This is a genomic window from Streptomyces sp. NPDC050211 (genome assembly GCF_040656035.1).
In the GTDB taxonomy this organism is placed as follows: domain Bacteria; phylum Actinomycetota; class Actinomycetes; order Streptomycetales; family Streptomycetaceae; genus Streptomyces.
The window spans coordinates 1-20,652 of sequence record NZ_JBFALC010000023.1; the positions used below are offsets into that span (position 1 = coordinate 1).

18 protein-coding genes, 1 pseudogene and 1 riboswitch are annotated in these 20,652 nt (G+C 69.2%); of the genes and pseudogenes, 17 read left to right on the top strand and 2 right to left on the bottom strand.

The window, feature by feature from the left end; all coding sequences use genetic code 11:
• The first annotated feature begins 250 nt into the window (after nucleotides 1-250).
• Nucleotides 251-3,781: a transcription-repair coupling factor gene (gene mfd / locus AB0I98_RS22840; RefSeq protein ID WP_362944513.1), complete on the top strand. Its 3,531-nt coding sequence runs from the start codon at nucleotides 251-253 to the stop codon at nucleotides 3,779-3,781.
• 127 nt (nucleotides 3,782-3,908) lie between these two features.
• Here mfd and AB0I98_RS22845 read toward each other — a convergent pair whose 3' ends face one another.
• On the bottom strand, nucleotides 3,909-4,094 hold the full coding sequence (locus AB0I98_RS22845) for an antitoxin (RefSeq protein WP_362944515.1): 186 nt from the start codon (nucleotides 4,092-4,094) through the stop codon (nucleotides 3,909-3,911).
• A 149-nt stretch (nucleotides 4,095-4,243) separates the two neighbouring features.
• On the opposite strand from AB0I98_RS22845, the gene AB0I98_RS22850 reads away from it, so the two are divergent.
• The 6 genes and pseudogenes from AB0I98_RS22850 to AB0I98_RS22875 all read left to right on the top strand — a co-directional run.
• Entirely contained in the window at nucleotides 4,244-4,969 is a 726-nt protein-coding gene (locus tag AB0I98_RS22850) for an HNH endonuclease family protein (protein WP_362944700.1), read from the top strand.
• A gap of 133 nt (nucleotides 4,970-5,102) precedes the next feature.
• Complete coding sequence (locus AB0I98_RS22855) at nucleotides 5,103-5,462, top strand: NUDIX domain-containing protein (protein WP_362944516.1); 360 nt, start codon at nucleotides 5,103-5,105, stop codon at nucleotides 5,460-5,462.
• Nucleotides 5,463-5,892: 430 nt separating this feature from the next.
• On the top strand, nucleotides 5,893-6,702 hold the full coding sequence (locus AB0I98_RS22860) for an ATP-binding cassette domain-containing protein (protein WP_362944517.1): 810 nt from the start codon (nucleotides 5,893-5,895) through the stop codon (nucleotides 6,700-6,702).
• Entirely contained in the window at nucleotides 6,699-7,460 is a 762-nt protein-coding gene (locus tag AB0I98_RS22865; protein ID WP_362944519.1) for an ABC transporter permease, read from the top strand. Before AB0I98_RS22860 ends, AB0I98_RS22865 begins: the two co-directional genes overlap by 4 nt.
• Before the next feature lie 15 nt (nucleotides 7,461-7,475).
• Complete coding sequence (locus AB0I98_RS22870; RefSeq protein ID WP_362944521.1) at nucleotides 7,476-8,267, top strand: MerR family transcriptional regulator; 792 nt, start codon at nucleotides 7,476-7,478, stop codon at nucleotides 8,265-8,267.
• Nucleotides 8,268-8,280: 13 nt separating this feature from the next.
• Nucleotides 8,281-8,376 (top strand): annotated as a pseudogene (locus tag AB0I98_RS22875) (HNH endonuclease); the annotation flags it as partial.
• A 128-nt stretch (nucleotides 8,377-8,504) separates the two neighbouring features.
• On the opposite strand, the gene tnpA reads toward AB0I98_RS22875, so the two are convergent.
• A complete protein-coding gene (gene tnpA / locus AB0I98_RS22880) occupies nucleotides 8,505-8,933 on the bottom strand; it encodes an IS200/IS605 family transposase (RefSeq protein WP_362944523.1) in 429 nt (142 codons plus the stop codon).
• Between the two features lie 23 nt (nucleotides 8,934-8,956).
• Between tnpA and AB0I98_RS22885 the strand changes: the two genes are divergently transcribed.
• From AB0I98_RS22885 to eno, 10 genes are all read left to right on the top strand, one after another.
• Nucleotides 8,957-10,279, top strand: a complete 1,323-nt coding sequence (locus AB0I98_RS22885) for a transposase (protein WP_362944525.1) — start codon at nucleotides 8,957-8,959, stop codon at nucleotides 10,277-10,279.
• Nucleotides 10,280-10,346: 67 nt separating this feature from the next.
• The gene (locus AB0I98_RS22890) at nucleotides 10,347-11,090 is read left to right on the top strand and encodes an N-acetyltransferase (RefSeq protein WP_362944527.1); all 744 of its coding nucleotides are present in this window, start codon (nucleotides 10,347-10,349) and stop codon (nucleotides 11,088-11,090) included.
• Between the two features lie 200 nt (nucleotides 11,091-11,290).
• A complete protein-coding gene (locus AB0I98_RS22895; RefSeq protein WP_362944529.1) occupies nucleotides 11,291-11,905 on the top strand; it encodes a hypothetical protein in 615 nt (204 codons plus the stop codon).
• Nucleotides 11,906-11,943: 38 nt separating this feature from the next.
• Entirely contained in the window at nucleotides 11,944-13,431 is a 1,488-nt protein-coding gene (locus AB0I98_RS22900; protein ID WP_362944702.1) for a serine/threonine-protein kinase, read from the top strand.
• A 151-nt stretch (nucleotides 13,432-13,582) separates the two neighbouring features.
• Nucleotides 13,583-14,230 (top strand): SurA N-terminal domain-containing protein, encoded by a 648-nt coding sequence (locus AB0I98_RS22905; RefSeq protein WP_362944531.1) that lies wholly within the window; start codon nucleotides 13,583-13,585, stop codon nucleotides 14,228-14,230.
• 70 nt (nucleotides 14,231-14,300) lie between these two features.
• Entirely contained in the window at nucleotides 14,301-15,272 is a 972-nt protein-coding gene (locus AB0I98_RS22910) for a nucleoside triphosphate pyrophosphohydrolase (protein WP_362944533.1), read from the top strand.
• Nucleotides 15,269-16,531 carry a cytochrome P450 gene (locus tag AB0I98_RS22915; RefSeq protein WP_362944535.1) on the top strand — a complete coding sequence of 421 codons (1,263 nt, stop codon included), beginning with the start codon at nucleotides 15,269-15,271 and terminating at the stop codon, nucleotides 16,529-16,531. Before AB0I98_RS22910 ends, AB0I98_RS22915 begins: the two co-directional genes overlap by 4 nt.
• 441 nt (nucleotides 16,532-16,972) lie before the next feature.
• Nucleotides 16,973-17,956, top strand: a complete 984-nt coding sequence (locus AB0I98_RS22920; RefSeq protein ID WP_362944537.1) for a transglycosylase family protein — start codon at nucleotides 16,973-16,975, stop codon at nucleotides 17,954-17,956.
• A 177-nt stretch (nucleotides 17,957-18,133) separates the two neighbouring features.
• Nucleotides 18,134-18,316, top strand: a riboswitch (cyclic di-AMP (ydaO/yuaA leader).
• 3 nt (nucleotides 18,317-18,319) lie between these two features.
• Complete coding sequence (locus AB0I98_RS22925) at nucleotides 18,320-19,000, top strand: transglycosylase family protein (protein WP_362944539.1); 681 nt, start codon at nucleotides 18,320-18,322, stop codon at nucleotides 18,998-19,000.
• Nucleotides 19,001-19,332: 332 nt separating this feature from the next.
• Entirely contained in the window at nucleotides 19,333-20,619 is a 1,287-nt protein-coding gene (gene eno / locus AB0I98_RS22930) for a phosphopyruvate hydratase (protein WP_328363233.1), read from the top strand.
• Nucleotides 20,620-20,652 lie beyond the last annotated feature (33 nt).

Below are 20,652 nucleotides of genomic sequence, written 5' to 3' on the forward strand. Positions count from 1 at the left end.
GGACGGGCTGAAAAATTCAGCCCCTCCGGCGTTTGAGGAGCGGGGGTCCAGGGGGCGGAGCCCCCTGGCGGGGTTGAAGGGGCGGAGCCCCTGGGGGATGGGACGGGTAGGGGCGGCGGGGGCGAGAAAACCGGTGTTATCCACAGGCCCCGACACCCGCGCCGACGCCGACGTACGCTGGAGACCCCCCGGCCCGTGTGACGAGTCGGGCCCTTCGTGTTGCCCACCCCCGGACGGAAGCCCCCTCCACATGAGCCTGCACGGTCTGCTCGATGCCGTCGTCAAGGACACCGCCCTCGCGGAAGCGACCAAGGCGGCCGCAGACGGCAACCGGATGCACATCGACCTGGTCGGCCCCCCAGCGGCCCGCCCCTTCGCCGTCGCCGCGCTGGCCCGCGAGTCCGGCCGCCCCGTCCTCGCGGTGACCGCGACCGGCCGCGAGGCGGAGGACCTGGCGGCAGCCCTCCGCTCCCTGCTCCCCCCGGAGGGCGTCGCGGAGTACCCGTCCTGGGAGACCCTCCCGCACGAGCGCCTCAGCCCCCGCAGCGACACCGTGGGCCGCCGCCTCGCCGTCCTGCGCCGCCTGGCCCACCCCAGGGCCGACGACCCGGAGACGGGCCCGGTCTCCGTGGTCGTGGCGCCGGTGCGTTCCGTGCTCCAGCCCCAGGTCAAGGGCCTCGGCGACCTGGAACCCGTCGCCCTGCGCACCGGCGAGTCCGCCGACCTGAACACGATCGTGGAGGCCCTCGCCGCCGCCGCGTACGCGCGCGTGGAGCTCGTCGAGAAGCGGGGCGAGTTCGCCGTACGAGGCGGCATCCTGGACGTCTTCCCGCCCACCGAGGAACACCCTCTGCGCGTGGAGTTCTGGGGCGACGACGTCGAGGAGATCCGCTACTTCAAGGTCGCCGACCAGCGTTCCCTGGAGGTCGCCGAGCACGGCCTGTGGGCGCCGCCCTGCCGCGAGCTGCTGCTCACGGACGATGTGAGGGCACGCGCGCGTGCCCTCGCCGAGGCCCACCCCGAGCTGGGTGAGCTGCTCGGCAAGATCGCCGAGGGGATCGCGGTGGAGGGCATGGAGTCCCTCGCGCCGGTCCTCGTCGACGACATGGAGCTGCTGCTCGACGTACTGCCGAAGGGCGCCATGGCCGTCGTATGCGATCCGGAGCGGGTACGCACGCGTGCCTCGGATCTCGTGGCGACGTCGCAGGAGTTCCTGCAGGCCTCCTGGGCGGCCACCGCGGGTGGTGGCAACGCGCCGATCGATGTCGGCGCGGCCTCCCTGTGGTCCCTCGTGGACGTCCGGGACCGGGCGCGCGAGCTGGACATGATGTGGTGGTCGGTGTCGCCGTTCGCGGCGGACGAGGAACTGGACGCGGACACGCTCAAGCTCGGCATGCACGCGCCGGAGTCGTACCGCGGGGACACCGCGCGGGCGCTGGCCGACACCAAGGGCTGGCTCGCCGACGGCTGGCGCACGGTGTATGTGACGGAGGCGCACGGCCCGGCGGCCAGGACCGTCGAGGTGCTCGGCGGCGAGGGCATCGCCGCGCGGCTGGACGCGGACCTCGGGGAGATCTCCCCGTCCGTCGTGCACGTGGCGTGCGGCTCGATCGACTACGGCTTCGTCGATCCGGCGCTGAAGCTCGCGGTCCTCACCGAGACCGACCTCTCCGGGCAGAAGGCGGCCGGCAAGGACGGCGCCCGGATGCCCGCGCGGCGCCGCAAGACCATCGACCCGCTGACCCTGGAGGCGGGCGACTACATCGTGCACGAGCAGCACGGTGTCGGCCGGTACATCGAGATGGTGCAGCGCACGGTGCAGGGCGCGACCCGCGAGTACCTGGTCGTGGAGTACGCCCCCGCCAAGCGCGGCCAGCCCGGCGACCGGCTCTACATCCCCACCGACCAGCTGGAGCAGATCACCAAGTACGTCGGCGGCGAGGCACCGACCCTGCACCGGCTCGGCGGCGCCGACTGGACGAAGACGAAGGCCCGCGCGAAGAAGGCGGTCAAGGAGATCGCCGCGGACCTGATCAAGCTGTACAGCGCGCGCATGGCGGCACCGGGATACACCTTCGGCGCGGACACCCCGTGGCAGCGTGAGCTGGAGGACGCCTTCCCGTACGTGGAGACGCCCGACCAGCTCACCACCATCGCCGAGGTCAAGGAGGACATGGAGAAGTCGGTCCCCATGGACCGCCTGGTCTGCGGCGACGTCGGCTACGGCAAGACGGAGATCGCGGTCCGCGCCGCCTTCAAGGCCGTGCAGGACGGCAAGCAGGTCGCCGTGCTCGTCCCGACGACCCTGCTGGTGCAGCAGCACTTCGGCACGTTCAGCGAGCGGTACTCGCAATTCCCGGTCAACGTACGGGCGTTGAGCCGCTTCCAGACGGATACCGAGGCGAAGGCCACCCTGGAGGGCCTGCGCGAGGGCTCGGTGGACGTCGTCATCGGCACGCACCGGCTGTTCTCGTCGGAGACCAAGTTCAAGGACCTCGGCCTGGTCATCGTCGACGAGGAGCAGCGCTTCGGCGTCGAGCACAAGGAGCAACTGAAGAAGCTGCGCGCGAACGTCGACGTACTGACGATGTCCGCGACCCCGATCCCGCGCACCCTGGAGATGGCGGTCACCGGCATCCGCGAGATGTCGACGATCACCACCCCGCCGGAGGAGCGCCACCCGGTGCTGACCTTCGTCGGGCCGTACGAGGAGAAGCAGATCGGCGCGGCCATCCGCCGTGAACTCCTGCGCGAGGGCCAGGTCTTCTACATCCACAACCGCGTCGAGTCCATCGACCGGGCGGCGGCGCGGCTGCGCGAGATCGTTCCCGAGGCGCGGATCGCGACGGCCCACGGCCAGATGTCGGAGCAGGCGCTGGAGCAGGTCGTCGTCGACTTCTGGGAGAAGCGGTACGACGTGCTGGTGTCGACGACGATCGTGGAGTCGGGCATCGACATCTCCAACGCCAACACGCTCATCGTGGAGCGCGGCGACAACTTCGGCCTGTCGCAGCTGCACCAGCTGCGCGGGCGCGTGGGCCGTGGCCGCGAGCGCGGCTACGCGTACTTCCTGTACCCGCCGGAGAAGCCGCTGACCGAGACCGCCCACGAGCGGCTCGCGACCATCGCCCAGCACACCGAGATGGGCGCGGGCATGTACGTCGCCATGAAGGACCTGGAGATCCGCGGCGCCGGAAACCTTCTGGGCGGCGAGCAGTCCGGGCATATCGCGGGCGTCGGCTTCGACCTGTACGTACGGATGGTCGGCGAGGCGGTCGCGGACTACCGGGCCTCCCTGGAGGGCGGTGTCGAGGAGGAGCCGCCGCTGGAGGTCAAGATCGAGCTGCCGGTGGACGCGCACGTCCCGCACGACTACGCGCCGGGCGAGCGGCTCCGGTTGGCGGCGTACCGGTCCATCGCCTCCGCCAACACGGAGGAGGACATCAAGTCCGTACGCGAGGAACTCGTCGACCGCTACGGCAAGTTGCCCGAGCCGGTGGAGAACCTGCTGCTGGTGGCCGGACTTCGGATGCTCGCGCGCGCGTGCGGCGTCGGCGAGATCGTCCTGCAGGGCAACAACATCCGCTTCGCGCCGGTGGAGTTGCGCGAGTCGCAGGAGCTGCGCGTCAAGCGGCTCTACCCGGGGACGGTCATCAAGCCGGCTGCCCACCAGCTGCTGGTGCCGCGCCCGAAGACCGCGAAGGTGGGCGGGAAGCCGCTGGTCGGGCGGGAGTTGCTCGGCTGGGTCGGGGAGTTCCTGGCGTCGATCCTGGGGTCGTAGGGCCGCCATCCTGGGGGTCGTAAGGCCGCCATCCTGGAGTCGTAGGGCCGCCGGAGTGTGTGAAGCCGTCCGCGGGACGTGGGTGTCCGCGGACGGCCTGGTCTGCTGTCCTCCGTGAGTCTGGTGGCTACGGCTGTTCGGGCCTGTCCCGATCCATGCCCATGGCGCCCTCGGCCCTCTGCTGCGCCTGGTCGACCTGGCTCTCGTACTTGTTGCCCGTCTTCTCGTTGATCTTCCGTTCCGCGGCGTCGGAGGCGCCCTTGGCCTTCTCCTGCGCCGCCTTGTTGCTCTTGAACCTGTCGAAGATGCCCATCCAGATCTCCTTCCGGAGGTGACTCAGAACCGACGATACGCCCGACTTGAGGCGAATGCCCCTTAAGGGCCACTATGGTCTGGACCTCTGGGCCGCTACCGTGGGCCAACGTGAAACAACTCAGGGGTGGGGCGGCCGCCGCCGCCGTCATGCTCGGCATGGCACTACTGCTCGCGGGCTGCGAGAACGTCGATCTGCCCGAGGCCGACAGCGAGCCCTCCAGCTCCGACGGACCCTCCGGCTCCGGCACCAGCCCGTTCGACAACCCGGACGGGACGAAACCGGGCCTCGCGCCCCTCACTTCGGACGCCGACCGGGCCGAGGCGCGGGCGCTGATCGAGAAGGTGGCGACCAAGGGGCGCGGCCCGAAGACGGGTTACGACCGCGACGAGTTCGGCTACGCCTGGATGGACTCGGCGGACGGTGTGCCGCTGGCCCGCAACGGCTGCGACACCCGCAATGACCTCCTCCAACGGGACGGCGAGGACGTCCGTTTCCGCTCCGGCTCGGACTGCGTCGTCATCTCCATGACGCTCCAGGACCCGTACACCGGGACGACCATCGCGTGGCGCAAGCAGCAGGCCACCGAGGTGCAGATCGACCACATGGTGCCGCTCTCCTACAGCTGGCAGATGGGCGCCGCACGCTGGTCCGAGGACAAGCGCGAGCAACTGGCGAACGACCCGCTCAACCTGATCCCGGCCCAGGGCCGCGCCAACAGCTCCAAGGGCGACTCGGGCCCCGCGTCCTGGCTCCCGCCGAACAAACGGATCCGCTGCTCCTACGCGGTCCGCTTCGCGCAAGTGGCAGTCAAGTACGACCTGCCCGTTACGTCGGCGGACAAGACCATGATGCTTCAGCAGTGCGGCGCTTGAGCTTCAAGCGGTTCCGCGGCCCTGTAGGCGGCTGCTGTCAGAGCGATGTGGAACGGTGTGCGCCATGGGTGAACTCGTGGAGCAGGTTGACGATCAGGATCGGGTGCTCGGAGTTGTCGAGTGAGGAGAGGCGGTGCGAAGCGGGTGGCTGCACCGCGTCGCAACGACTGTCTGCCGTCGGCCCGACGGCCGGATCCTGGTGCATCGACGACCGCATACGGTGTCCCGTTTCCCGGGGCAGTACAACTGGCTCGTGGGCGGAGCCGTGGACGTCGACGAGTCCTACGAGAGTGCGGCAGCACGCGAACTCGTCGAGGAACTGGGCGTCAGAGCGTCACCGACGTTCCTCTTCAAGTACCTGTGCCGTGGAGCCATCAGTCCCTACTGGCTGGGGCTCCACGAAGCAGTGATCACGGATGAGCTCGTTGTGGACCCGTCGGAAATCGCATGGCATGAGTGGCTCACCCTCGATGAGTTCCAGGAGGCCAGATAGCGCTGGAGCTTCGTGGAGGACGGGCTTGATGCGTGGCAGCGGTACCTTCGGCGGCCAGAGAGCATGACGAGCCGACGGGTGTAGTCAGGACTGCGCAGACGATGAGCCCGTGGCGGCCCTGACGCCTTTGAGCTGCCTGACCACCCGTGCCGGCTTCCCGGCGAGCTGAGTCTGAAGTCGATGTTCCCGGTGCTCGACGCGTGATGCAGCGGCAGTGCGGCGGTTGAGGGCGGCTGTGACCGTCTTCCGGGGTGCCCGCTGGTCGTGGACGGCGGTCTGAGGAGTAGATCCTGCGGTCGGCGGATGCGCGCAGGAGGCGGATGCCGCGGTCGGAGCCAGCTTGACCTTGACGTTGGGTCAACCCTCCATCCTTCCGACAGAGGCGTCCACGCAGTCGCGTGGAACAGCTCCGCAAAGGAGGCAGATGACCATGACGGCCCAAACGATCGCCGGTCCGGCGATGCGCGTGCAGGGTCTGGAGAAGTCGTACGGGAAACTCGAAGTGCTGCGCGGCGTGGACTTCGACGTGGCGCCGGGCAGCATCTTCGCCCTGCTCGGCTCCAACGGAGCGGGCAAGACCACGACCGTGAGGATCCTCGCCACGCTCCTGAAGGCCGACACAGGGACGGCGAGCGTCAATGGCTTCGACGTCGCCACGCAACCGGCGAACGTGCGGGAGTCCATCAGCCTCACCGGACAGTTCGCGGCCGTCGACGAGATCCTCAGCGGTCGGGAGAACCTCGCCCTCGTCGCCAGGCTGCGCCACCTCAAAGACCCGGGCACGATCGCGGATGACCTGCTGAGGCGCTTTTCGCTGAGCGAGGCGGGCGCGCGGCGGGTGTCCACGTATTCGGGTGGGATGCGCCGCCGGCTGGACATCGCGATGAGCCTCATCGGGAATTCGCCGGTGATCTTCCTGGACGAGCCGACGGCCGGACTCGACCCCGAGGCGCGCATTGAGGTGTGGGATGCGGTCAAGGAGCTGGCCGGCCAAGGGACGACGGTGCTGCTCACCACGCAGTATCTGGACGAGGCCGAGCAGTTGGCCGACCGGATCGCGATCCTCCACCAGGGTCGGATCATCGTGAACGGCACTCTCGCCGAGCTCAAGCAGCTCTTCCCGCCCGCCACGGTCGAGTACGTCGAGAAGCAGCCGACCCTGGAGGAGATCTTCCTCGCGGTCATCGGCGGCGGCGACAAGAGCGACGCCGCCGGCACGACAACTGGGGGACAAGGATGACCGCGTACTTCTTCAGCGACACCGCCGCGCTCACCGGGCGGACCCTGCGCCATGTCACACGCAGCATGGACACCATCATCACGACCGCCATCACGCCGGTCGCCATGATGCTGATGTTCGTCTACGTGTTCGGCGGCGCCATTGATACCGGGTCGGTTTCGTACGTGAACTACATGCTGCCCGGCATCCTGCTCATGACCATCGCATCGGGCATCTCCTACACCGCGTACCGGCTGTTCACCGATGTGAAGAGCGGGATCTTCGAGCGATTCCAGTCCATGCCGATCGCGCGGTCGGGTGTGCTGTGGGCCCATGTCGTCACCTCTCTGGTCGCCAACCTGATCGCGCTCGTGCTCGTCGTGGGCGTCGCTGTGCTCATGGGCTTCCGCTCAGGGGCAGGAGTGTCGGCATGGCTCGCGGTCGCCGGCATCCTGCTCTTGTTCACCCTGGCGCTGACCTGGCTCGCCGTGATCCCCGGGCTCTCCGCGTCGTCGGTCGAGGGAGCGGGCGCGTTCGCCTACCCCCTCATCTTTCTGCCGTTCGTCAGCTCGGCGTTCGTGCCCACGAAGACGATGCCCGGCCCGGTGCGCTGGTTCGCCGAGCATCAGCCGGTGACGTCGATCGTCAACTCGATCCGTGCTCTGTTCACAGGGCGGCCGGTCGGCGACGACATCTGGATCGCGCTCGTGTGGTGTGTGGGCATCCTCGTCGTGGCGTACGTCGTCGCGATGGCCGCCTATCGCCGGAAGATCGCCTGAGGCAGGCTGAGACCCATGCTCACCATCAGCCAGCTTGCGGCGTACGCCGGGGTGACAGTACGGGCGGTGCGCCATTACCACAAGATCGGGCTGTTGGCCGAGCCCGAGCGCGACCGGTCGGGGTACCGGACCTACGATGCCGCCGCGGTCGTGCGACTGATCCGGATCCGCACCCTGGCCGATGCCGGTGTGCCGCTGGCCAGGGTGCAGGAACTCCTCGACGCCGGCCCGGAGGAGTTCGCCGCCGGCGTCCAGGAGATCGACAAGGAACTGCGCGCCGAGATCCGGCGGCTGCAGGGCACCCGCAGACGGCTCGCCCGGCTTGCCACCGGAGAGCACCTGGCGCTCCCGCAGAGCGTCGTGGACTACCTCGACCGGCTGCGCGGTCTCGGCGTCGGGGAGCGGTACATCGAGCTGGAGCGGGATGCCTGGATCATGATCGCCGCGCAGGTGCCGGACCTGATCGACTCCGTGATTGCCAAGAAGCACGAGGAGCTGGACGACCCCGACATGGTGAGGCTCTACAGCTTCTTCACCGGGGAGCCCGACTGGCGGGCCGGCGATCCACGGATCGTCGAAGTCGCCGACGTCCTGGAGCGCCTGATGATTCGCGCCGTGGAGGCCGGCGAGGTGGGTGCCGACGGCTTCGACGATCAGTTCGTCGCCCTGATGGACTCAACCATGCTTGAGTCCGCACCGGGCGCCGAACTGGTGTTGGCGATTCTGAAGGAGCGTGGCTGGAGCGGCTGGACCCGCATCGAGCGCGTGCCTGCCGACAGGCTCAACACTGAGTCGCCGTCATCTTGAAGGCAGGTCAGGGGCCTACGTGGTCCGCTTCGCGCAGGTCTCCCTGAAGTACGAGATGCCGGTGACGGCACCCGACAAGGAAATGATGCTGCGCCAGTGCGGAGGCTGAACCTACCTTTGATCTTGTGCAGTGCTCCGTCCTTCAGGGCGGGGGTGAAGCGCATCTCAAGGCTGCTCTGATGTGGCTGTGGGCATGGATCTGCACTGTTGTCCCGTGTCCACGGCGGCCGTCACATGTCACACGGGGCGCTGCTGGTTCTCGATGTACTGGCGTACGACGGTCAGCGGTGCCCCGCCGCAGCTTCCGGCGAAGTACGAGCCGGACCAGAAGTGGCCGCCCCACAGGTATCGGCGGACGTGCGCGTCGTATTCCTTGCGCAGGTATCTGGAGGAGACGCCCTTGAGTGAGTTGACCAGCTTGGAGAGCTGGACCTTGGGCGGGTAGTGCACGAGCAGGTGGACGTGGCCCTCTTCGCCGTTGAACTGTTTCAGCTCGGCCTCGAAGTCCTCGCAGACCTCTCGCATGATCTCCTCGCAGCGCGTCAGCATCTCACCGGTCATAGCCCTGCGCCGGTATTTGGTTACGAAGACCAAATGGACATGAAGGTGGTAGACGACATGACGTCCGGTGCGCACATCGGGGTTTGGATTCCATCGTGGTGTCATGAACCAAATGATAGAGTGATCGCGTGGTAACGGAACGTGCGCAGGAGAAGCGGCAGTTCGGGCATCGTGCCCGGCTGACGCTGACCCCTGCGCAGGCCCGGCTCGTCGACGCCCAGGCCCACGCCGCACGGGCCACATGGAATCTCCTGCACGACTTCTGGACGATGACGCCGAAGTGCCGCCGGTCCCTCAAGGCCGCGGACGAGGCGATCCGGCAGGCCCGCAAGGAGATCGACTGGCTCGCCGTCCTGCCGGCCCAGGCCGCCCAGGCGGTACTGAAGACGTACGTCCAGGCCTGGAAGAACTGCTGGGAGGGGCGGGCCGATGAGCCGAACTTCAAGGCCCGCTTGCGCACCGTGATGTCGGTGGACATCCCACAAGGGCGTGACCTTCAGATCAAGCGGGTGCATCGCCGCTGGGGCATAGTCAACATCCCCAAGATCGGCCGGATCCGGTGCCGCTGGACCAAGGATCTCCCGGTCGGCAAGCACGCCAACAAGGACAGCCGGATCACCGGGGCCCGGCTGGTCAAGGACGCCCTCGGCTGGCACATTGCCTTCCGTGTCCAGACCCTCGAGACCGCACCCGGGCCGCATACCGGTCCCGAGGCCGGCATCGATGCCGGGGTCAACGTCCCGCTCGCCCTGTCCGACGGCAACCACCAGGACCACGGCCGTCCCCCACGGCTCCCGGACGGCACAGCCGACCGGGACAAGTGGCTGAACACCGGCGAGAAGGCCAAGCTGCTCCGCCTGGAGCAGCGCGCCGCGCACCGCAAGAGCTTCCGCAAGAGCGGCGAGAAGACCTCCCGCCGACTCCAGAACACCTACGACCAGATCAAGCGGCTACGCGCAACAGCCACGCGCCGCGCCGCTGACTGGCAGCACCAGACCACCACCGAACTCGCCCGCACCTACGGCGTGATCGTGGTGGAGAAACTGGACATCCCGAACATGGTCAAGTCCGCCAGGGGCACCATCGACAACCCGGGGAAGAACGTCGCGCAGAAGGCCGGCCTGAACCGCTCCATCAGCCAAGAGGCATGGGGCCGCACGGTAACGATGCTGACGTACAAGGCCGCCCGCCACGGCGGCACCCTGCACAAGGTCCCTGCCCCGAACACCTCCCTGCGCTGCTCCGCATGCGGCTTCATCACACCGGGCAGCCGGGAGGACCAGGCCACGTTCGTGTGCAAGAACCCGGACTGCGGATGGTCGGGCAATGCCGACCACAACGCCGCCCGGAACGTCTTGCACCTGTACCGGATGGGCCACGCGCTCATCCCGGCTGCCGGGAGGGCAGTCGTCAGGCGCACTCGTGGCGTCAAGCCCGCCACCGCAAGGTAGGTGAGAATCTCCCGGCTTCAGCCGGAAGAGCACTTCAAGGTGACCGCATGGAGCTGAAGATGAAGATATGGAGCTGAAGATATGGAGCCTGGCCGAGAGGCCCGAGGCGCGTGAGCGGATCGCCGAAATGCCCAACAGCTGGGCGGAGTTCGTCATCAACGACGCCGTGGGCGACGCGCACTATCCGCGGATCGCCGCCGAACTCCCGGAGTTCGTGCTGTTCGCCGAGGACGAGACGGGCGAGATCGTGGCGCACGCCAAGAGCGTGCCCTTCGCCCTCGCTGCCGAAGGGCGGGGACAACTGCCCGCGCGCGGGTGGGACGAAGTGCTCGTGTGGGCCTTCAGCGATCTGCGCCGCGGGGTCCGCCCCGACACGGTCAGCGCCATCTCCGTCACCGTCGCCCCGCACGCCCAGGGGAGCGGACTGTCCGGACGCATGCTGTCGGCGATGCGCGAGAACGCCCGCGTGCACGGCTTCGGCGAGGTCGTCGCCCCGGTCCGCCCCAGCGCCAAGCACCTCGAACCCCGCACGCCCATCGAGGAGTACGCCCACCGCGTACGCCCCGACGGGCTCCCGCACGACCCCTGGTTGCGCGTCCACGCCCGCGCCGGCGCCGTCATCGACTCCATCGCCCCGGCGTCCATGACCGTCGCCGGCTCGCTGGAGCAGTGGCGCGGCTGGACGGGCCTGCCCTTCGACACCGCCGGCGACATCGAGGTGCCGGGCGCCCTGGTGCCGGTGCGGTGCGAACCGGAGCAGGGGTACGCCGTGTATGTCGAGCCCAATGTGTGGATGCGGCACGGGGTGTGAGGGTGCGGCTTTCGCCTGGGAAGCCGTAGGGACTGGGCGGTCGTTGGGAATGGTCGGCACGACAACGGTTCGGTACAACCCGGACCGGTTGTCGGTGTCGGCCTATACGCTCGAACCGAACAATCGCGCCACCGGCGTCGCGCCCGCGTGGGACGACGCCGAAGGTCCCGTACGCCCCACTTCAGGCACCAGGAGCAGTCATGCATGGCCACGGCTACCCGCAGCCGGTGAAGCAGCCGCCCCCGACGCTGTGGCTGATTCTGCTGCGTGTGGTGTTCGTGACGCTCTCGATCATCAGCTTCGGCTTCCTGTCGTGGACGATGCTGCTGCGCCTGGCGGTCGTCACCCGCAAGATGCGCGACTGGATCCTGCTCGGGGCCCTGGTCGCCGCCCTCATCGTCGCGAGCGGGCTGCTCGTCTCCGAGCCCGGCGACGAGATCAACACCCCGGGCGGCTGGCTCGGCTTTCTTCTGCTGCTGGGTTCGCTGGTGGCGAGCGTCGCGTACTACCTCGTGGCCGAGGTACGTCACTTCCAGCGGCTCCGCCAGGGCGGTGCGTACGGCGCGGGGCAGACGCCGGTACCGGGGCAGGGCTACCCGCAGCAGTCGACGCCGTACACCGCCGCCACCGCGCCGCAGACCCCGGCCGCCCCGCACTTCCCGCCTCCGATGCCCCAGGCCCCCGCGGACCGGACGCCGATACCCACCCCGCCGCAGCGCCCCGCACCGGCCCGGATCGACCAGGTGCGCGCCGAGCTCGACGAGCTCAGTGACTATCTGCGCAAGCACGACGGCAACCACGAGAGCGGAAGGTGACCGTGGCGGCAGGACGTCTCGTCGCCGGCCGGTACGCCCTGTCCACCCTCATCGGGCAGGGCGGCATGGGCCAGGTCTGGACGGCCTACGACCAGCGACTCGACCGGCGCGTGGCGGTGAAGCTGCTGCGGCCCGACAAGGTGGCCGGCCACGAGGCCGACGAACTGCGCCGCCGCTTCGAGCGCGAGTGCCGGGTGACCGCGCAGGTCGACCACCCCGGCCTGGTGACGGTGCATGACGCGGGCACCGCGGGCGAGGAGCTGTTCCTCGTCATGCAGTACGTCGACGGCGTCGACCTCGCCGGTCATCTCGCCGAGCGCAACCCGTACCCGTGGCAGTGGGCGGTCGCGGTCGCCGCGCAGCTGTGCGCCGTGCTGAGCGCCGTGCACGCGGTGCCGATCGTCCACCGCGACCTCAAGCCGCGCAACGTGATGGTGAAGCAGGACGGCACGATCACCGTCCTCGACCTCGGCGTCGCCCACGTCATGGACACCGACACCACCCGCCTGACCCACACCGGCACCCCCATCGGCTCGCCTGCCTACATGGCCCCCGAGCAGGCGATGGGCGGCGCGGTCGGCCCGTACACCGACCTGTACGCACTCGGCGTGGTGCTGCACGAACTCCTCAGCGGCGACGTCCCGTTCTCGGGCTCGACGGCGCTCGGCGTGCTGCATCGGCACCTCTACGAGCCCCCGGTGCCCGTGCGCCGCATCCGCCCCGAAGTCCCCGAGTCACTCGAAACGCTCGTCCTGGGTCTGCTCGCCAAGGACCCGCAGCACCGGCCCACCTCCGCGCAGGAGGTGTACGAGCACCTGGCGCTGCTCCTGCCCGGGCGCGGGACACCCACCGCGGCGCCCCTCGACCCCAGACGCCCCTTCCTGCGCCCGCACGCCCCCTGGCCGGACCGCGCCCGCACACCCGCGCCGCAGCCCGCCCCCGTCGTCCCGCCCGTCGCCGAGAAGCCGGACGTCGCCCGCGCCGTGGACGAGGTCAAGCGACTCCTCGGCGAGGGCCGCATCACCCAGGCCGTCGACATCCTCGGCGCGATCCTGCCCGTCGCCGCCGAACAGCACGGCGAGCACTCACCGGTCGTCCGCACCCTGCGCAAGCAGTACGCGGCCACGCTCATGGACGACGGCCAGTACCGGCGCGCGCTGCCCGAACTCCGCCGCCTCGCCGACGAACGCGCCGCCGAGGCGGGCCAGGCCGACCCCCAGTCCCTGCGCTTCCGCTACGAGGCCGCCCAGTGCCTCGAACAGCTCGGCCAGCCGGCGGCGGCACTCGCGGAGTACCGCACGCTCCTGCCGTACTACGAGAACCAGTACGTCGCCGGCGACCCCCACCTCTCCCACGACGTGCGCCGCCGCATCGGCCACCTCCTCCTCGCCCTCGGCGACCGCGGCGCCGCCCACGACACCCTCGCCCGCCTGGTACTCGACGTGGAACGCCTGCACGGCCCCGGCCACCCACTCGCGACGGACATCCGCCGGACACTGCAGTGGTTGGGGCAGGTTCGCGGCTGACGTCGGCGTTCGGGCGCACCCGGGACACGCGCCGGTGCCCGAAGTCCTGATGAATCGTTGGTCGAATGGGTTGGCCAGAGCTTGGCCACTGCCTACCATCGATCACCGCAAGACTTTGTGCACCGCCGCACAATCTCCTCGGGAGGCTTCCTTGCACCGCCGCCGTCGCACCGCGCTCCTCCTCTCCGCCGCGTTCGTCGCTGCGGCCCCTCTTCTCACCGCCTGCGGAAACGATGCGCACCCCGGCGCGGCAGCCGTCGTCGGTGGACAGCGGATCACTGTCTCCCAGCTGGAGAACAGGGTCAGCGAGGTACGTGAGGCCCAGCGCGCGGTCGTCGCGGACGAGGCGCAGTACGAGCAGGCCATCGCCAAGACCGGCAGCCTCACCCGCGACACCCTGCACGGCATGGTCCTCGATCAGGTGCTGCACCGCGCCGCCCAGGACGCGGGCGTGACCGTATCCCGCAAGGAGATCCAGGAGATGCGGGCCTCCCTGGAGGAGCAGGCCGGCGGCGCCAAGGGGCTGGAGACGACCTGGCTCCAGCAGTACGGCGTCCCCCCGGAGCGCCTCGACGAGAACCTCCGCCTCCAGCTGGAGGCCCAGAAGCTCGCCGAGAACCTCGGCACGGACACCGGCCAGCCCGCCTTCTGGGAGGCACTGTCCGATGCCTCCGACAAACTGAACGTCGACCTCAACCCGCGCTACGGCGCCTGGGACGTCGAGAAGAGCAGCCGCGTCGACGCGAAGACCCCGTGGGTACGAGAGGTCACGGCGACGGGGACGCGGGAGACGGCGTAACGGCAGGGCGGCATCCGCCCCCCTGTGGATAACTCGGGGCGCCGTCAGCGGGGTGCGTTACGTTCGGAGAGTGAACGCAACCAGCGCAGAACAGGCCCCCGGCCGCATCATCCTGCTCACCACCAGCCACCGCGTCGCGCCCGGACTGCTGTCCTGGTCCGCGTGGCAGACGCTGCACGGCGCCGACCGGGTGCTGTGCGCGGACGGCGCGCACCCGCAGCTGCCGTATCTGCGGGAGGCAGGGATATCGGTGGACGAGGCGTCCCCGACCGCCGAGGAACTGGTCGACATCTGCGCCGGAGGGCGGACGGTGGTGGTCGTCGCCACGGGCGAGGGCGAACCGGCCCTGACGGACGGCCTCGCGCGGCTCGCGGGATCGGGCCGTTTCCACATGCCCGACCTGGAGCTGCTGCCGGCCTCGTACGACCTGCCGGGCGCCCGCCTCCTCGACCTCGTCCAGGTCATGGACCGGATCCGCAGCGAGTGCCCCTGGTCGTCGCAGCAGACCCACAAGGGCCTGGCGAAGTACGCGATCGAGGAGGCGTACGAACTCGTCGAGGCGATCGAGGACGGCGACGCCGATGAACTCCGCGAGGAGTTGGGGGACGTCCTGCTCCAGGTCGTCTTCCACGCCCGCATCGCCGAGGAGGACACTGACTCCCCTTACTCCATCGACGACGTGGCGGGCGGCATCGTCACCAAGCTCATCCACCGCCACCCGCATGTGTTCGGCGACGAGACGGCGACGACCCCCGAGGAGGTCAAGGAGCACTGGCTGCGCACCAAGGCGGCCGAGAAGCGGCGGACGTCGGTGACCGACGGCGTCCCCCTCGGCCAGCCCGGCCTCGCCCTCGCGGCGAAGCTGGCGTCGCGCGTGCGTACGGCGGGACTGGACGTGCCGCTGCCGAAGGCCGAGGGCGTGGGCTATGAGCTACTGGCGCTCGCGTCCCGCGCCGAGGCCGACGGGGTCGACCCGGAGGCCGCGCTGCGGGCGGCGGCCCGGGCGTACCGGGACACGATCCGGGAGACGGAGGGGGTATGAGCGCGCACCCCGCTCCCGCCCCCGAGCTGTTCACCTGGGAGTTCGCGAGCGACCCCTACCCCGCCTACGCCTGGCTCCGCGAGCACGCCCCGGTTCACCGGACGCGGCTGCCCAGCGGTGTGGAGGCGTGGCTGGTCACCCGGTACGCCGACGCCAAGCAGGCACTTGCCGACGGGCGGCTCTCCAAGAACCCGGCGCACCATGACGAGCCCGCGCACGCCAAGGGCAAGACCGGCATCCCCGGTGAGCGCAAGGCCGAGTTGATGACGCATCTGCTGAACATCGATCCGCCGGACCACACCAGGCTGCGCAGGCTGGTCTCCAAGGCGTTCACCCCGCGCCGCGTCGCCGAGTTCGCGCCCCGGGTCCAGGAACTCGCCGACGACCTCATCGACGGGTTCGCCGAGAAGGGATCCGCCGACCTCATCCACGAGTTCGCGTTCCCGCTCCCTATCCTCGCCATCTGCGACCTGCTCGGCGTCCCGCGCGAGGACCAGGACGACTTCCGGGACTGGGCGGGCATGATGATCCGGCATCAAGGCGGCCCCAGGGGCGGAGTCGCGCGGTCGGTGAAGAAGATGCGGGGCTATCTCGCCGACCTCATCCACCGCAAGCGCGAGGCCCTCCCCGCCGAACCCACGCCCGGCGAGGACCTCATCTCCGGTCTCATCCGCGCTTCCGACCACGGCGAGCACCTCACGGAGAACGAGGCCGCGGCGATGGCCTTCATCCTCCTGTTCGCCGGCTTCGAGACGACCGTCAACCTCATCGGCAACGGCACGTACGCCCTCCTGACCCACCCCGAGCAGCGCGCCCGCCTCCAGAGGTCCCTCGCCGCCCACGACACCGCCCTCCTGGAAACCGGCGTCGAGGAACTCCTGCGCTACGACGGCCCCGTGGAACTGGCCACCTGGCGGTTCGCCACCGAGCCGCTCACCATCGGCGGGCAGGCGATCGCCGCCGGCGACCCCGTCCTCGTCGTCCTCGCCGCCGCCGACCGGGACCCGGAGCGGTTCGCCGACCCCGACGTCCTCGACCTCGGCCGCCGTGACAACCAGCACCTCGGATACGGCCACGGCATCCACTACTGCCTCGGCGCCCCGCTCGCCCGCCTGGAAGGCCAGACCGCCCTCGCCACCCTCCTCACCCGCCTCCCCGACCTGCGACTCGCGATGGATCCGACCGACCTGAGATGGCGCGGCGGACTCATCATGCGCGGCCTACGCACACTGCCGGTCGAGTTCACGCCGCGGGTCTGATGGCCTGCTGGTCGAGTGCGCGCCGCGGGTCTGCTGGTCTGCCGGTCGAGTGCGCGCCGCGGGTCTGCTGGTCTGCTGGTCGAGTGCGCGCCGCGGGTCTGCTGGTCTGCTGGTCGAGTGCGCGCCGCGGGTCTGCTGGTCTGCTGGTCGAGTGCGCGCCGCGGGTCTGCTGGTCTGCCGGTCGAGTGCGCGCCACCGGTCTGATGGCCTGCCGGTCGCGTTCACCTCGACCGGCTGGTGACTTGCCCGTCGAGTTCGCGCCACCTGGCCAACTCGCCTCACCTGCGCAAAGGTGACACGCACTCACGTCTGTGATCTTCACGTGATCTACGCGGCATTAACTTGTGACAAGTGAGGGGCTGCCTATACGTTCACGGATCAGCGCGGCCCCCCAGCCTCACCCGCCGCGCCGGTCCCTGCTGTCTCGCGAAAGGCCCCCGCATGCTCTCCGGGAACGGTCGTCACCGTCGCCCCCGTCAGGCCCCGGCCCTGCTCGTCGCGGCCGGAGTGACCGGCTCCGCCATCGCCATCCCCCTCCTCGGTGCGAGCGGCGCGAGCGCGGCCGACGGCAGCACCTGGGACAAGGTCGCGGAGTGTGAGAGCGGCGGCGCCTGGAGCGCCAACAGCGGCAACGGGTTCTTCGGCGGACTGCAGTTGCCCCAGGAGGACTGGGAGCGGTACGGCGGCCTCGACTACGCCCCGAGTGCCGACCAGGCCAGCCGTTCCCAGCAGATAGCCGTCGCCGAGAAGATCCTCGCGGACCAGGGCGCCGGCGCGTGGCCCGCATGCGGACTGCTCCACGGCCTCGGTGAGGACTCCCGCTCGGCGAACGTCGACACGGGCCTGGAGGGCGAGGCATCGGCCGAACCGTCCACGTCGCCCGACGCTTCCTCCGACTCATCTGACTCACCCGGTTTGTCCGACTCGCCTGAGTCGTCCTCGTCTTCGGAGTCTTCGGAGTCGTCCCCCTCGGCTTCCCCTTCCTCGTCCTCTCCTTCGCCGTCCTCCCCGTCTCCGTCTGACGAGCCGTCGGATACGACGGACAACCCGGCCAAGTCGGACACATTCGTCGAATCCAGCCCGAGTGCCTCCACGGGTTCCGCCGAGGATGACGATACGGACAAGTCAGGCCAGAGTGGCGGCTCTTCGTACCTTACGGACACCGGCACCGGAACCGGCAAACATCGGGGCGTCAGCGCGGACGAGGCCGAGAGTGAGGTGCGCGCCGACACCGCCGGCCGTCACGCCTCCTACAGCGTCCGCGCCGGGGACACTCTCACGACGATCGCCGACTCCCTTGAGGTGAGCGGCGGATGGCGTGCGCTCTACACCGAGAACCAGGGAACCATCGGTACCGACCCGGACCTCATCATCCCCGGTCAGACCCTCGAAGTCGGTGTCGAAACGGGCGAAAACCAGCGGTAGTTGACTCCCTGTTTAGCGCTGAATGTCCGGTTCGGTGAAAGTGTGGGATGAGTCTCAGAAGCCCTGATCGTCTTTGAAATTCCGCGGATCGCGTGTCTACGGTCATCACCGCTCGCCAACACGAGCCCCGGCTGCCACAACGCCGAATCCTGCCAGTGGCCGCACGGGAACAGTCGTCGCTTAACAGCGCCGTAGGCAGGAGCGGGGGACCCAAGGTAAGTGCCGCGCCCGTCAGTTGACCGAGCGGCTTGGGGTGAAGCCGTGCCCCGTACGAGACCAGAGCCTCGTACGAGACATGGCCGGGCAACTCAACCGGCCCGAACCCGACAGCTCACCTCGCAGGCGTCGGTGAGGGGATCAACCATGCTGTTTTCCGGCAAGGGCAAGCACCGCCGTCCGTCCAAGGCCACTCGGGCCATCGCCATCGCCGGTGTCACCGGTGCCGCCGTCGCCGCCCCGCTGATGGCGGCCGGCAACGCCTCCGCCGCCACCGCCTCCGAGTGGGACGCCGTCGCCCAGTGCGAGTCCGGCGGCAACTGGTCCATCAGCACCGGCAACGGCTACTACGGCGGTCTGCAGTTCTCCGCCTCCACCTGGGCCGCGTACGGCGGCACGCAGTACGCCGCCACCGCCAACCAGGCCTCCAAGGCCCAGCAGATCGAGATAGCCGAGAAGGTCCTCGCGGGCCAGGGCAAGGGTGCCTGGCCGAACTGCGGCACCGGCCTGTCGAGCGCCTCGTACAACGGTTCCTCGTCGAACCAGAGCAGCGAGAGCACCACGCGCTCCAGCGAGGAGCAGTCGGCCTCCCGCTCCGCCGAGCGCCCCGCGCCCGAGCAGAGCACCAAGAAGACCGTCACCACCCCGACCGGCAAGAAGGTCAAGAAGGGCGACGGCGAGTACAAGGTCGTCAAGGGCGACACCCTCAGCACCATCGCCGAGGAGCACGACGTCAAGGGCGGCTGGGCGAAGGTGTTCGAGCTCAACAAGGACATCGTCTCGGACGCCGACCTCATCTACCCGGGTCAGCAGCTGCACCTCAAGTGATCTTGCCTCCGCAGGCAGGACACAGTTGAACCACAGCTCCCTCACATCCGTGGTCCTCATGGTGAAGGCCTCGTGAGGGTCCCCCCGTCCCCACGGGCTCCCCGTCCCCGGTGCGTCATTCCCCCGTACGCACCGGGGCGGGGCTTTTTTCTGCCCCGCTTCTGCCCCGCGTCCGGCTCACTTCTGACACACTTTTTGTTCCGTTCAGAAACAATTTGCTCTCGGTTCTGTCCATCGGGTGGGTGACCCGGTGGCCGATCGCCCGGAGCCGGTTAGGCTCATCTCGCAGAGCCGCTGCGGTCCTGCTAAACCGCGTCACATCCACGAAGGAGATGCTCGTGCCGTCCATCGACGTCGTCGTAGCCCGGGAAATCCTGGACTCCCGAGGCAACCCCACGGTCGAGGTCGAGGTCGGCCTCGACGACGGCAGCACGGGTCGTGCCGCCGTTCCGTCCGGTGCGTCCACCGGCGCCTTCGAGGCCATCGAGCTGCGTGACGGCGACCCCAACCGCTACATGGGCAAGGGCGTCGAGAAGGCCGTCCTCGCCGTCATCGAGCAGATCGGCCCGGAGCTGGTCGGCTACGACGCCACCGAGCAGCGCCTGATCGACCAGGCGATGTTCGACCTGGACGCCACCGACAACAAGGGCTCGCTCGGCGCCAACGCCATCCTCGGCGTCTCCCTCGCCGTCGCCCACGCCGCCTCCGAGGCCAGCGACCTCCCGCTCTTCCGCTACCTGGGCGGCCCGAACGCGCACCTGCTGCCGGTGCCGATGATGAACATCCTGAACGGCGGCTCGCACGCCGACTCCAACGTGGACATCCAGGAGTTCATGATCGCCCCCATCGGCGCGGAGACCTTCTCCGAGGCCCTGCGCTGGGGCGCCGAGGTCTACCACACCCTCAAGAAGGTGCTGAAGACCAAGGGCCTGTCCACCGGCCTCGGCGACGAGGGCGGCTTCGCCCCGAACCTGGAGTCCAACCGCGCCGCCCTCGACCTCATCATCGAGGCCATCAAGCAGGCCGGTTACGTCCCCGGCGAGCAGATCGCGCTCGCGCTCGACGTCGCCGCGTCCGAGTTCTACAAGGACGGCGTCTACGAGTTCGAGGGCAAGTCCCGCTCGGCCGCCGAGATGACGGAGTACTACGAGGAGCTCGTCTCCGCGTACCCGCTCGTCTCCATCGAGGACCCGCTGTACGAGGACGACTGGGCCGGCTGGAACGTCATCACCGAGAAGCTGGGCGACAAGGTCCAGATCGTCGGCGACGACCTCTTCGTCACCAACCCGGAGCGCCTGGCCCGCGGCATCGAGGAGGGCTCCGCGAACGCCCTGCTGGTCAAGGTCAACCAGATCGGCTCGCTGACCGAGACCCTGGACGCCGTCGAGATGGCCCAGCGCAACGGCTTCAAGTGCATGATGTCCCACCGCTCCGGCGAGACCGAGGACGTCACCATCGCCGACCTCGCCGTCGCCGTGAACTGCGGTCAGATCAAGACCGGCGCCCCGGCCCGCTCGGACCGCGTCGCCAAGTACAACCAGCTGCTGCGCATCGAGGAGATCCTCGACGACGCGGCGGTTTACGCCGGTCGTAGCGCCTTCCCGCGCTTCAAGGACTGACACAGGCCGCAGCGCAGCGTCGTACGTACGTCC

Coding starts and splice junctions, on each gene's coding strand:
- AB0I98_RS22850 (WP_362944700.1), top strand. CDS start 4,244: ATGCTCGGCATGGCACTACTGCTCGCGGGCTGCGAGAACGTCGATCTG.
- AB0I98_RS22845 (WP_362944515.1), bottom strand. CDS start 4,094: ATGGGCATCTTCGACAGGTTCAAGAGCAACAAGGCGGCGCAGGAGAAG.
- AB0I98_RS22860 (WP_362944517.1), top strand. CDS start 5,893: ATGACGGCCCAAACGATCGCCGGTCCGGCGATGCGCGTGCAGGGTCTG.
- eno (WP_328363233.1), top strand. CDS start 19,333: ATGCTCGTGCCGTCCATCGACGTCGTCGTAGCCCGGGAAATCCTGGAC.
- tnpA (WP_362944523.1), bottom strand. CDS start 8,933: ATGACACCACGATGGAATCCAAACCCCGATGTGCGCACCGGACGTCAT.
- AB0I98_RS22890 (WP_362944527.1), top strand. CDS start 10,347: ATGGAGCTGAAGATATGGAGCCTGGCCGAGAGGCCCGAGGCGCGTGAG.
- AB0I98_RS22915 (WP_362944535.1), top strand. CDS start 15,269: ATGAGCGCGCACCCCGCTCCCGCCCCCGAGCTGTTCACCTGGGAGTTC.
- AB0I98_RS22925 (WP_362944539.1), top strand. CDS start 18,320: ATGCTGTTTTCCGGCAAGGGCAAGCACCGCCGTCCGTCCAAGGCCACT.
- AB0I98_RS22920 (WP_362944537.1), top strand. CDS start 16,973: ATGCTCTCCGGGAACGGTCGTCACCGTCGCCCCCGTCAGGCCCCGGCC.
- mfd (WP_362944513.1), top strand. CDS start 251: ATGAGCCTGCACGGTCTGCTCGATGCCGTCGTCAAGGACACCGCCCTC.
- AB0I98_RS22870 (WP_362944521.1), top strand. CDS start 7,476: ATGCTCACCATCAGCCAGCTTGCGGCGTACGCCGGGGTGACAGTACGG.
- AB0I98_RS22865 (WP_362944519.1), top strand. CDS start 6,699: ATGACCGCGTACTTCTTCAGCGACACCGCCGCGCTCACCGGGCGGACC.
- AB0I98_RS22895 (WP_362944529.1), top strand. CDS start 11,291: ATGCATGGCCACGGCTACCCGCAGCCGGTGAAGCAGCCGCCCCCGACG.